Below are 12595 nucleotides of genomic sequence, written 5' to 3' on the forward strand. Positions count from 1 at the left end.
GAACATAGGTGGTGCGCGCCGGGGCCTGCTCTAGGGTGGTCACACTGAGCTGAACGGCACTTAGATCTGAGTTGACTTTTTGGAGCAGGTTAAAGGCATGGGTATCACCGGGCCGAATGATGGCGTCTTTAGCACCAATGGCTTCTGTGTCATTGGCTGCGATCGCAAAATTATTACGGTCTAGAAACTCAACATTGAGGGCGAGCTGTCTAATTTCCTGGTCACTGGCGTTAATAAATACGCCGTGCAGCTGATAGTAAACCGCATCTTGGTAATCTCCCACCTGGGATAGGCGAGCTTCCAGCACAATGCCAGAATGCTCAAAAACGACCGGAATATCGACATCAGCCGAGAGGTCAATATCAGCTACAGCTGGGGAGGTAGGGGCTGCTTGACTGTCGGTCCCAGGGGTACTGGATTCATAAATGGCCGACCCTGGCACGATGGTCCCTGGTGCGGGTCCCAGGAGGGCAGGCGGTTGGGAAAATACAGGTAGCCGACTCAGCCCCATCAGGCCCAGCCCCACGGTGACGACTCCCCCAGCCACAATCCCAATCTTTTGCTTAGTCCATTGGGATAGTTTTTGTTTAGTGTTGGCCGGGGTATGTTCTAGAAAGCTAATTAAAACCAGCGCTTCTTTATCACTGGGTTTTAGCTCTACACAGCGCTTGGCCACCAGCAGTGCCTTTTGCCGATCGGCGGGCTCATTTTCTCGGTTGTAACGCAGGTTATAGGCATTGGCCAAGCAGTGCAAAATCTCTAGATTCAGGGGGTCCAGCGACATCGCCTGGGTCAGTTCGTTAATGGCATCGTTGAGCACACCAAACTCGATATAGTTGCGGCCTCGGGTAAAATGGGCCTTAGCCTGTCGTCTGACGGCATGCATTTCGGCAGGGGTAATCCCCACTTCCTTCGAAATCGCAGCAAGGGTGTCTTGGTTCACGGGCTTCTCCCAGGCGAGCAGCCGTTGAATATAAGCCTCTATGATGCGATCGCGATCCATATAATTTATTCACTCCGTGGTGGTGTCAGGGGGTTAACGCGACAACACCGGTTGCAGTTCTATTCAATCCATTCCCAGATTTCCTCTCTAAATACGGATAAAATTCCGACTAATTTAGGTAAAGTCTTCGTGGCGAACCCCTTGATATCAAGATTTGTCGATACTCTGAGAGACAAACGTCTTCCCGTTATCCTTAGTCGGGGTGGGGGAGAGTTGAGTTTTGCCCTCAACCACCTGCTCAATGTCCACGACGCTCACACGTACGCTAATTAGGGCGGCGGTACTCTTATGAAAGAGATTAAAGGACTCGGTGTCCCCCGGTCGAATAATGTCGTTGGTGACCGCTACCTGGTTGATAGTGGAAATGGGATCACCATCACCGTCTAACAGCTCTATCTTTAGATTTAGCTTTCTGACCTCTTGGCCACTGTCGTTGATGACAATGCCGTGCAGCTTGTAATAGTCTTCACCGTCATAGTCACCCAGCCGCGACAGCCGGGGTTCAATCAGCAGACCCGGATGATTAAACACCACTGGAATGTTGGGACCTGGATCAAAGACAGGCGCTGAAGCGCTCGTTTCAGGGGCCGGACTGGAAAATATCGGGGGTTGCCCCCCGGTCAGACTCAGGCCAACGGCAGCGACACCTCCAGCAACGACTGCGGTTGCTAACTGGGTCAACAGCTCTTTTGTTGGTAGCTTGACCGGCTGCTGTAAAAAGAGAATCAGAACAGCAATTTTTGTCTTTGTTCGTCGAGATAGCTTAGCGAGGCTAAAGATATTTTCTAAAAAGCCAATCAAGATAAAAATATTCGGCTTTGTCTGCCGAGATGCCTTTGGAGAACTGACGGTGCTCTCCAAACAGCTCACTAGTGTGAGGGCCTCTTTATCTTGGGGGTCAAGTTCTACACAGCGTTTAGCAATGCGTAGAGCCTGTTTTTGATCGGCCAGATTACTGTCCTGGTTGTAGCGCAGATTATGGAGATAGGCGAGGCTGTGGAGCACTTCTAGGTTAACCGGATCGAGTGCACTGGCCTGGGTCAGTTGCTCGATGGCACGGTCAAAGTCGCCCGTTTCTCCATAGCTGTTACCTCGGGTGAGGTGGGTTTTCACCTTGAGGTTGATGGCGTCTAGCTCACCTTTGGTAATGCCTACATCGGCAGCAATGTCTGCGATAACAGACGGTGTAATTGGCTGTTTCCATGCCAGCAACCGTTGAATGTAAGCCTCAATAATGCTAGCGCGACCCATAATGTACTCCGTTTTAGCAACACATTGCCTGGAGGTAGATAGCGTCACTGGCTTTTGCCATGTAGCAGCCATTTGAATCCAAGATTCAAGCAGGCTGATATGCTCCATAGCTGATGCCGTCCCTAGTAAGGCATTCTCATTTTTGTTGTTACATACGGATAAATTTTCAAAAAAGTTCATTAAAGTCTTTACAAGCGAGTTCCAACCATGAGACGGGACAATGCAGCGCTAAACTACAACGTGACTGTGTAGTTCCGGCGCCAGTGTCTGCCAACCTAACCCCTGACCAGTTACGCTCCATTAAGGGCCAGCTTGATTTAGTACTGCTGGCCCTAGAAACTCTGGTGGGTATTGGCTCAGAGGCGATTTTAGACCAGGCAAAGTCGCTGCAGGTGGCATCGCTGCTGTCAGATCGTGTGAGTCTATGGCGGCTACGGCAGTCCAGCCCGTTGCGTAAAGGGCAAGGACGCAAAAAACTGGATGTGGATGAGGCTCGGGCTTTGGTATTAATTACGGCCCAGCTGGCGGGTCAGCATCGTCAGGCGATCAATCAGGCGGTGACGGCGTTGGAGCAGGCAGCAGCAGCGGATAAGCCTCCCCACCGTGTGGCTGTCTTGGGGGATTATTTAGATCGCTTTAGTAATACCTATAGCGATCGCATGGAGCAGGAGGCTCCACCGACAGTCTTGGAAAAGCTGGCCTTTCAGCTATTAATTGATTTGCTGTTCTACAGCAGCGGCGGCGGCGCACAACGGCTATGGCAGACGCTGTTGGATCGGGCTGAATGATCAAGCGCATAAACCGGGCCGAATAGATCCATAATAATTGGGTCAAAAAACGAACCATGATCTAACCTCCGGCATGACCGCAGAGTTTCTTAAGGGGACAAACCTATATCTGGTAGGCATGATGGGCTCTGGTAAGAGCACCCTCGGCAAATACCTGGCCCGTACCCTCAACTACCGTTTTATCGATACAGACGATGTGATTGTGCAGGCCGCAGGCCAGAGCATTAACGATATTTTTTCTGAGCAGGGGGAAACGGCCTTTCGCACTCTTGAATCCCAGGTGCTGGCCCGAGTGGCGCCCTATACCCATACAGTGATTGCTACCGGCGGTGGCATGGTAGTCAAACAGGAAAACTGGAGTCACCTTCAGTCAGGGCTGGTGGTGTGGATCGATGTTGCTGTGGATGAGCTGCTAGTGCGTCTGCGCCGCGATCAGTCCCGGCCTTTATTAAAGTCTGGAAACCTGCGCCAAAAACTGACAACGCTTTTAGAGCAGCGGCAGCCACGCTATGCCCAGGCCGATGTGACGGTGACCTATCAGCCAGGAGAGCAGGTGGGTGCGATCGCAAAACGGACCCTGGACACTCTCCAAACCTTTGTCGCCGAAAACCCCGCCACCAGTACCACTATCAATCGTTAATTCCCCATGGAAACCGCCGCCAACCGCGTTCAAATCCTCAGCGAAGCCCTACCCTACATCCAAAAATTTCGGGGGCGTACCGTCGTCATCAAATATGGCGGTGCCGCCATGAAAGACGCCACCCTCAAAGATAAGGTCGTTCGCGATATCGTTTTTATGGCCTGTGTCGGCATCCGTCCTGTGGTCGTCCACGGCGGCGGTCCCGAAATCAACAACTGGCTCAATAAGCTCAACATTGAAGCCCAGTTTAAAGACGGCCTGCGCGTCACCGATGCCCCCACCATGGATGTAGTGGAAATGGTGCTGGTCGGTCGGGTGAATAAAGAACTGGTCGGTCTGGTCAGCTCTGCCGGGGGTAGTGCGGTGGGTCTATGCGGCAAAGATGGCAACCTAATTACCGCCCGGCCCCATGCCGCCGAGGGTGTCGGCTTCGTCGGTGAAGTCACCCGCATCGAACCTAAACTGGTCAAATCTCTAGTAGATGCAGGCTATATTCCCATCATCTCCAGCGTCGCTGCTGACACCAACGGTCAGCCCTACAACATCAATGCCGACACCGTAGCCGGCGAACTCTCCGCTGCCCTCGGTGCCGAGAAGCTGATTCTCCTCACCGACACCCCCGGCATCCTCAAGGACTACCACGACCCTGACTCCCTCTATAACAAGCTCGACATCCAAGAAGCCCGTGCCCTGATCGACTCTGGCATTGTGTCCGGCGGCATGATTCCTAAAGTTACCTGCTGTGTCCGTGCCCTGGCCCAAGGCGTTCGCGGCGCCCATATTATCGATGGCCGCGTACCCCACTCGCTGCTGCTCGAAACCTTTACCAACTCCGGCATCGGCTCCATGCTAGTCGCCTCGCATCAAACCGCTTAGAATAGCCCCATTACCCACAAGTCCTTTCCGACCTTAGACATGGCCGCTACCTGGTGGAATAAACTCAAACAAAACTCCCTGGCTCGGTTTGGTGCCACCGTTCTGATCATTTTCTACCTGACCGTAGCCTTTGCAGAGCTGACAGCTCCCTATGACCCCTACGAGCAACAGCCCAATGGATCCTTGTTGCCGCCCACGACGGTATATTGGCAAGACCAGGTTTCAGGACAGTTTCGGGGTCCCCATGTGTACCCGGTCTCTCAGGGACCGGTGGATATCGAAACGGGTGAGCGCGTCACTGAAACAGATTTTTCAAAACCGTCACCGATTCGGCTCTGGGTAAAGGGATCTGAGTATAAGCTGTTTCAGCTAAAGCTGCCCTTCGTAAAGAGTATTTCCTTTGAAGACTCAATGCAGATGAAAGAGGTCGAGCTATTAAAGGGAATCACCTTCAACCGGCATTTATTTGGCACAGTCGGTGACGGTAAGTGGAATATCTTTGGTACAGATGAGTCAGCCCGCGACCAGCTCAGTCGGTTGATCCATGGGGGCCGCATTAGTCTCAGTATTGGTCTGGTGGGGATTATCATCACCTTCCCATTAGGTCTGCTGATCGGCGGCATTTCTGGCTACTTTGGCGGCACCATCGACACGGTGATCATGCGCTTTGTCGAGGTCATTATGTCGATTCCAGGCTTTTTCTTGTTGGTCACTCTAGCAGCAGTGCTGCCAGCGGGGCTAAGCAGTTCTCAACGCTTTTTGTTGATTGTTCTGATTCTGTCATTTATTGGTTGGACAGGTCTGGCGCGGATTATTCGGGGTGAGGTGCTATCACTGAAAGAACGCACCTTTGTGCAGGCCAGTCAGGCCATGGGCGGGCGGTCATTGCACATTATTTTGCGTCATATTTTGCCTCAAACGGCCACCTATGTGATTATCTCGGCCACGCTGGCCATTCCGGGATATATTCTCTCCGAGTCGGCGCTGAGCTTCATTGGCCTAGGTATTCAGCAGCCGGATGCGTCTTGGGGAAATATGCTGTCCTCGGCGACGAATGCGTCAATTTTAGTGTTGCATCCGTGGTTGATTTGGCCTCCGGCGGCGTTGATTGTGGTTACGGTACTGTGTTTTAACCTGCTGGGGGATGGCCTGCGGGATGCGTTGGATCCACGGAGTTTGGAAGAGTAGGGTTGTCGCTGAGTTCGGCGTGCTGACACCATACTCAGGAGCAGCAGCACTCACAATTATCAGCTCCGTCTAAGCACAGATTAAGTTTGATGTGCTTAACTCACAGATGAATTAAAATCAATTTTTAATCCAGATGTACGCTAACTATTTAGCTAAATTAATCATTACACTTTCTGTAAGCTTAGCCCTGGCGGCAGGCTGTAGCACTCCACCCAGCACCTCAGATAGTCACCCCCCAAACAACAATCGTCAGGAAAATACCACCGACACTGCTGCAACGAATCCAGATGTAGGCGTAAATCTTGCTGCTAGCTCAGGTGAGCCGATCACGGTAGAAACGAGTAAGTCTGAAGCTCAAGATATCCAATATTTTGTGGATGATAACGGCTTGGCCATTCGCGGCACAGATCCCGTTGCTTACTTTACCCAAGGTGGCCCCGTTACCGGCACCCCAGAGTTTGTTTACACCTGGCGTAATGCCACCTGGCAGTTTGCCAGTGCAGAAAATCGAGATCTGTTTGTAGCCAATCCAGAACAGTATGCCCCCCAGTATGGTGGTTTTTGTGCCTGGGCCGTGAGTCAGGGATACACTGCTTCCATTGATCCTAATGCCTGGAAAATTGTGGACGGCAGGCTATACCTGAACTACAACAGAGGTGTACAAAGACAGTGGGAAAGGGATATTCCCGATAATATTAGTAAAGCAAATGCCAACTGGCCTGGCGTTTTAGCTGACTCTTAGTAGGCGTCATCAGGCCCTACAATATGGGCAGTGGTTCAGCCCATGTGCTCCATCAGCTGAACCAGATCACCCATGACCGTATCAAAGTCATATCCGTTGATTTTTAAGTAAGGATAGGCTGCTCTACCGCTGTTTCCAGCCTCACTGGAGTAGCAACCTCCCATCGGACCGGGGCATCTTGCCGCTGTAGTAAAAATCGGGTCAAAACCAGGTCTCGATTGTCAAATAACCGCCAGGCTTCTGCTAAGTAGCATTGATACTTGTTGTAATTTTGTACACCCACCAAGCGAATAGCTTCTTTTTCGTTCGCGACTAACCGTTCAAACCATGCTTTCAATGTGGGCCGATAGTCATGGAGGGAATGATGCCTCACCTGTAATCCAGCCTGCTCAAAAACATCTAAATGTTGTTGCAACGACGTTAGTTCCACACCAGGGAAAATATCTGCCCCTGCTAACAGCCTAGATGGCATGGTGTCACTGAGCTGACAGAAAAAATGATGAACAATTCTACCAGTGGGTTTGATCGCGCTTGCTAAGGCCTGAGCAACTGGCAGAAGTTTAGATTTGGGAATATGTTCAACCGCCCCAATAGAGTAAATTTTGTCTAGTGAATTGGGCTCATAGGTGGCTGTTACAAAATCTTCAAATTCAACGTTGAAGCCATATTCGTCTTCTATAAAGCGTTTTTGTTCAGTGGCCAGGGTATAGCCTACCAGCTGTTGACGGTCCCCCGTGACATCGTAGATCTTTTTCATCATACTGCCCCAGCCGCAGCCTAAATCTACAATTTTTTCTCCAGGCTGAGGATCAATGAGATATAAGAGATAATTCGCTTTGTTTTCCTGGGCATCTTCCAAGGTATCTGTGCTGTTTAAGAAGTCAGCACAGGTATAAAACATATATTTTTTATCGAGGAAGAGCTGGTAAAAGTCATTGGAAATGTCATAATGCTTTGAAATTCCAGCTAATCTATCCAGCTGGGCCACATAGATATCCCCAATCAATCGTCGGATAAATCCTGGGGGATAATGGGTCAAAAGTATCTCATAGAGAGGATGATCAGGTGTTGTAAACTTGTTCCAAACAGTTGATGGATCAAGAACTTGATTACACTTTCGTGACCAGAACATATATCTAGCATAGCTAGGACCGCCGATAATGGCTTCTGGCAAAAGAAAGAGAAATCGATTTAGTGTTGATAACAAGGTCATCTTAATTCTCCTTGTACTAAATAATTTTTTAAAATTCTATAGTCCTGGCGCTATTCATAAAACCACCAACAGAGCCGTATGATTCAACCACTGCTCTAGAGAAATAGTCTGGCATGTCAATAAAAAAGCCGAGTGACCGTCGCCATACATCGCTTATATCGCTTAATTAATAGTGCGGAACGTGTCTTAAGTAATCTTAAATAAAGAATGTTAAGTTTTTGACTGGTTTATCTCTTTTAGTTGGCTCAGTCAATAAGATTTCATTATTCAATCTGATTGAAAGACAACATTCTTTTTGCCTGGATGAGCCCGGTGTATTGGGCTGCACTTCTTTTTCAGAAGGGTAGTCGGTTTGCGTTATTTGTTTGTTGGCTCGGACAACACAGTTCTCGATTGGCAATTTACTTTTTAGAAAATATTTTAGAAAGCGTTGAAATGATGAGTCATGCTGTGTCTACAGGACTGATTCCTCAATCGGTCTATGCAAAAAAATTGCGATCGCTATTACCCAAGGAGGCGTTTCAACCTGACGGGAGTAAGCTAGTTGTCCTCTTGATTAATATTGCTATTTTGCTATCGGGGTGGGGGATTGCTTCCTATTTGGATCAGTGGCCCAAGTCTTTGCTTTGGCTATATTTGCCTTGTTCGGTGGTGATGGCTAATTGTGTCATCCTCTTGGCTTTTATCGGTCATGACTTGATGCATGGGAGTGTGATTCGGAACAGGCGCTGGGTTTATGTTGTGACGTTGTTTAGTCAAACAATTCTTTGGATTCCGCCGACATTATGGAAAATCATGCATAATCGGGTTCATCACAATAAAACGAATTCTCTAGCAGACCCCGATCGCAATTATCTTTATCAGCAACCCAATGCTCTCGGCAAGCGGGTTCAAGAGATTATAGTGCCGTCTTCTACGATAACTGTCCCAGGATTAATTTTGGGTATGGTCACTGCTTGGGGAATATATGGCTGTCGACATTTGGTAGCGGTACTATTTTTTAGTGACCAGGACTGTCCCCATGTGGCAGCTCAATTTTCTGTTAAACCTCAAGAGAAACGAGCGATCGCAGCTGAGCTTTCTCTCATGGTACTGTTCCACCTCTGTCTTTTAGCGTATTTACAGTTTGATCCGATCAAGCTGATACTGGCTTATTTCTTGCCCATTGGGTTGGGATATGCGGGTATGATTTTTTATATTTACACCAATCATATGTTCTGTCGCATGACTGAGATCAATGATCCCTTGGTGAATAGTGTTTCTATTAAAGTGCCAAAATTCATTGATTTCATTCACTACAATTTTTCGTATCATGCCGAACATCATATTTTTCCAGGCCTCAATTCTGACTACTATCCCCTCGTTCGAGCAGGCCTGGCCAAGCTTTACCCTGAGCGTATGGGGTATGTGACCACAGCCCAAGATGCCTGGCACGTATTGTTAACAACGCCACGCTATTATCTCACTGAGACCATGTTTACCGACTGGACTGGGACAGAGCACATCCCTTGCCCCGCGCACAATAGCATTAGCTTTTGACCACTTTCTTTAGCTCTAGCGCCCAAAAGCTGATGGTGCCAAGCAAAAATGCGATCGCAATCTCCCTACCACTCAGAGCCACCGTTGAGAAAAACGCCTGACACACCGGCACATAAATCACCACCAGCTGCAGACAGACCGTTAATAACACTGCCCCCATCAGCTTTGTATTCGATAACAACCCAATTCTAACGACAGACTCGGACGACGACCGTACCGCTTCCGACAGGGCAATGCGAGAAAATGCCAGGGTGGTAAACACCATCGTCTGCCAGGCTGGATTACCCGTTTGCCAATAGCTATGGGCGACTAAAATTAACACAATCCCCAGCAGCAAACCAACCCAGAGAATATCTGCGCCCATACCTCGACTAAAAATGCTCTCATTGGGTCGATAAGGCGGACGATCCATCACCTGTCGTTCTGCGGGTTCAAAGCTCAAGGCCAAAGCCAGTAAGCCATCCGCAATTAAATTGATCCACAAAATCTGAATCGGCACCAGGGGAATCGGCATACCCAAAAAGGGGGCGATCAGCAACAACCACAGCTGCCCCACATTCCCCGTCAGAGTGTACTTGATAAACTTGCGAATGTTGTCATAGATGACGCGCCCTTCGCGCACCGCCGCCACAATCGAGGCAAAGTTGTCGTCCTGGAGCACAATGTCTGCCGCTTCCTTGGCAACATCGGTACCGGTAATACCCATGGCCACCCCAATATCCGCCTGTTTGAGAGCTGGGGCATCATTCACCCCATCCCCCGTCATCGCCACAATGTGGCCCTGTCGCTGCAGCGCCTGAACAATTCTCAGCTTGTCTTCGGGAGTGACCCGCGCATAGACTCCAGTTTGGGTGACCGCCCTATGGAGATCCGCCACCGGCATTTTGCTCAGACTTTGCCCCGTGAGTAACACCTCGCTAGCAATGCCCAAATCCTGAGCAATGTGCTGGGCTGTGAGGGGATGGTCCCCCGTAATCATGACCACCTGGATACCCGCCGTTTGACACAGACCAATGGCAGCTTTGACCTCTGGCCGGGCCGGGTCCATCAGCCCCATCATGCCTAGAAAAACGAGCTGCTGCTCCAGCTGATCTGTCCCTGGCACCGAGGACAGGGGGCGAAACGCCAGCCCCAAAACGCGCAGTCCCTGATCGGCGAGATGGTCATGGGTCGTATAGATGCGCTGACGGAGCCCATCGGTGAGCACCTGCACCTGATTATCGATCCAGGCCCGATCGAGGGTATCCATCAGGCTGTGCAAGGCTCCCTTACTAAAGACAACGGCGGTGGTATTGACCGGCACCGCCTGCTGCCACAGCTGCTGTAGAGCTTGGGGCAGGGGTTGGTCACAACGATGACAGGTGGTCATGCGTTTGCGGTCTGAGTCAAACGGCACCTCATCAATGCGGGGCCACAGCTGATCGAGCTTGCGTTTGGGTAACCCCATTTGAGCAGCCACGGTGACCAGGGCCGTTTCTGTGGGGTCGCCAATGGCGTGATTATTGTCTAAGGACGCGTCGTTACAGAGGGTACCGCTCAGTAGAAGCAGACTGAGGGCCTGGTTGCCGATGGCCTCATCACCGGACAGCTGCACCTGCTGACCCGCGATATCCAGCACGGTCACGCTCATGCGGTTTTCAGTCAGAGTGCCCGTCTTGTCAGAACAGATGGTGGTGACCGAGCCCAGGGTTTCCACTGCAGGCAGATGACGAATCAGAGCATGGCGCTTGAGCATGCGTTCTGCCCCCAGGGCCAGGGCAATGGTGACCACCGCTGGCAGACCTTCAGGGACAGCGGCCACGGCCACACTGACCGCCGTGAGCAACATTTGCCGCCAGGATTCTCCCTGAACCATCCCCATGGCAGCAATGACCAAGGAAATGGCGATGGCCCCCAGCCCCAACACCTTACCCAGCTGGGCCAAGCGCTTTTGTAAAGGGGTGGCTTCGGTCTCCACCGATTGCAGCATTGAGGCAATGTGGCCAATTTCGGTGGCCATCCCCGTTTCAGTCACCACAAAGGTGCCGCGACCTCGAGTAATAGTGGTGCTGTGGTAAACCATATTACGGCGGTCGCCCAGGCTGTGTTCAGCGTCCAACACAGCGGTGGCCTTATCCACCGGGACCGACTCCCCAGTCAGCGCTGATTCTTGAACCTGTAGATTAATGGTTTCAAGTAAGCGACCGTCAGCCGGCACCACGTTACCGGCTTCCAATAGCACCAGGTCACCACGGACCAAATTGGCCATGGAAGATTCCTGGACCTGACCATCCCGTTTAACCCGCACCGTGGGTACAGCCAGTTTTTTGAGGGCGGCCATGGCTTGTTCAGCCCGGTATTCCTGACGCAGCCCGATGACAGCATTAAAGATAACAATGGCAAGGATTGCGATCGCATCCCGCATATCCCCCACCATGACAGAAATAATCGCCGCCACAATCAGCATCACCACCAGCGGTGCACTAATCTGTTCCCACAGGATTTGCCAAGGAGATTTCCCCGGCGCCGTTATCAGCTCATTGGGACCATCCCTAAGCAGCCGCTGGTGGGCAACTTGGGTCGTTAAACCAGCCTTTAGATGACTGTCAACCTGTTGGATGACCATATCGGTGTCAAGTTGGTACCAGTGACTCACAATAATTGACCAGGTTGGAGGAAGGAGCGAGCAGGGATACCTACCAGTGTAGCCTTCCTTACCTCAGGCAAAGCGACAGACGCCCGGCTAACAAGACCCAAAAATTAACGACAAAACATAACAAAAAGCTGCAGTGGGAACTTATTCCACTGCAGCCTTATTTTTAAGATGACCCGCTCAGATAGAGCCGGATGGCACCCTAAGAGGCCATCCGGCTCACCCTCGCAGCAACTAATTCTGATATAGCAAAATTGACTGATCCGGTTCGATCACCACGACAGTAGGAGCAGTCACATTACCAACAACGACACCAGCCGCCGCACCGCCCAAAATCTCTAGAAGGTCTGAATCTCCCAGTACCTCACCAATAATCAGACCCCCGGCAGCACCGATGGCCGCATCTTCGATAATATCGTCAGTATCCGTTTGGCGAGGGTCTTTTCGATCGGTGAGAGTCTCAGACACGGCGTTGAGATCCAAAATACGATCTCCAACTTCCACCGAGTCAGCCACATAGCGTAACCCGCCGTCAACCGGTTCAAACTGTCCACGAATAATGCTGCCCGCTGGCAGGAAGCGATCGCCTACCGCTGTCCGATTTTGCAGCTGTAGATTGTACTCATGGACATCATCTTTGTTGAGATAGAGCGTTTCATCATCGCGGATAACAGCATCTAACGTTTGTGTCGCCTGAGCCACGACAACGGGTACGCTCTGCTC

At 50.8% G+C, this 12595-nt stretch carries 11 protein-coding genes; 6 read left to right on the forward strand and 5 right to left on the reverse strand.

Features of this window, described 5'->3' with window-relative positions; all coding sequences use genetic code 11:
• The coding region (locus IQ260_RS18115; protein ID WP_228016228.1) for a hypothetical protein at window positions 1-1003 on the reverse strand (1003 nt) is incomplete at its 3' end.
• Between the two features lie 147 nt (window positions 1004-1150).
• The gene (locus tag IQ260_RS18120; RefSeq protein WP_193994511.1) at window positions 1151-2362 is read right to left on the reverse strand and encodes a tetratricopeptide repeat protein; all 1212 of its coding nucleotides are present in this window, start codon (window positions 2360-2362) and stop codon (window positions 1151-1153) included.
• A gap of 155 nt (window positions 2363-2517) precedes the next feature.
• Between IQ260_RS18120 and IQ260_RS18125 the strand changes: the two genes are divergently transcribed.
• The 5 genes from IQ260_RS18125 to IQ260_RS31150 all read left to right on the forward strand — a co-directional run bounded on the left by IQ260_RS18125 (window position 2518) and on the right by IQ260_RS31150 (window position 6488).
• Complete coding sequence (locus IQ260_RS18125) at window positions 2518-3042, forward strand: DUF3038 domain-containing protein (protein ID WP_322744991.1); 525 nt, start codon at window positions 2518-2520, stop codon at window positions 3040-3042.
• 73 nt (window positions 3043-3115) lie between these two features.
• On the forward strand, window positions 3116-3682 hold the full coding sequence (locus tag IQ260_RS18130) for a shikimate kinase (protein WP_193994513.1): 567 nt from the start codon (window positions 3116-3118) through the stop codon (window positions 3680-3682).
• 6 nt (window positions 3683-3688) lie between these two features.
• Window positions 3689-4558, forward strand: a complete 870-nt coding sequence (gene argB / locus IQ260_RS18135; RefSeq protein ID WP_193994514.1) for an acetylglutamate kinase — start codon at window positions 3689-3691, stop codon at window positions 4556-4558.
• 39 nt (window positions 4559-4597) lie between these two features.
• A complete protein-coding gene (locus IQ260_RS18140; protein ID WP_193994515.1) occupies window positions 4598-5746 on the forward strand; it encodes an ABC transporter permease in 1149 nt (382 codons plus the stop codon).
• A gap of 133 nt (window positions 5747-5879) precedes the next feature.
• The gene (locus IQ260_RS31150) at window positions 5880-6488 is read left to right on the forward strand and encodes a YHS domain-containing (seleno)protein (protein ID WP_228016229.1); all 609 of its coding nucleotides are present in this window, start codon (window positions 5880-5882) and stop codon (window positions 6486-6488) included.
• 103 nt (window positions 6489-6591) lie between these two features.
• Here the strand turns inward: IQ260_RS31150 and IQ260_RS18150 are convergent, their stop codons facing one another.
• Window positions 6592-7701 carry a class I SAM-dependent methyltransferase gene (locus tag IQ260_RS18150; RefSeq protein WP_193994516.1) on the reverse strand — a complete coding sequence of 370 codons (1110 nt, stop codon included), beginning with the start codon at window positions 7699-7701 and terminating at the stop codon, window positions 6592-6594.
• A gap of 393 nt (window positions 7702-8094) precedes the next feature.
• Here IQ260_RS18150 and IQ260_RS18155 point away from each other — a divergent pair, with 393 nt between their 5' ends.
• Complete coding sequence (locus IQ260_RS18155) at window positions 8095-9240, forward strand: fatty acid desaturase family protein (RefSeq protein ID WP_228016230.1); 1146 nt, start codon at window positions 8095-8097, stop codon at window positions 9238-9240.
• Here the strand turns inward: IQ260_RS18155 and IQ260_RS18160 are convergent.
• Together IQ260_RS18160 and IQ260_RS18165 are read right to left on the reverse strand one after the other, a co-directional pair.
• Window positions 9230-11875: a cation-translocating P-type ATPase gene (locus IQ260_RS18160; RefSeq protein ID WP_193994517.1), complete on the reverse strand. Its 2646-nt coding sequence runs from the start codon at window positions 11873-11875 to the stop codon at window positions 9230-9232. The two genes, IQ260_RS18155 and IQ260_RS18160, sit on opposite strands and share 11 nt — an antisense overlap.
• Before the next feature lie 231 nt (window positions 11876-12106).
• On the reverse strand, window positions 12107-12595 hold a 489-nt coding region (locus tag IQ260_RS18165; protein ID WP_228016232.1), incomplete at its 5' end, for a hypothetical protein.

Source organism: Leptolyngbya cf. ectocarpi LEGE 11479 (assembly GCF_015207065.1).
Taxonomy (GTDB): domain Bacteria; phylum Cyanobacteriota; class Cyanobacteriia; order Phormidesmidales; family Phormidesmidaceae; genus Leptothoe; species Leptothoe ectocarpi.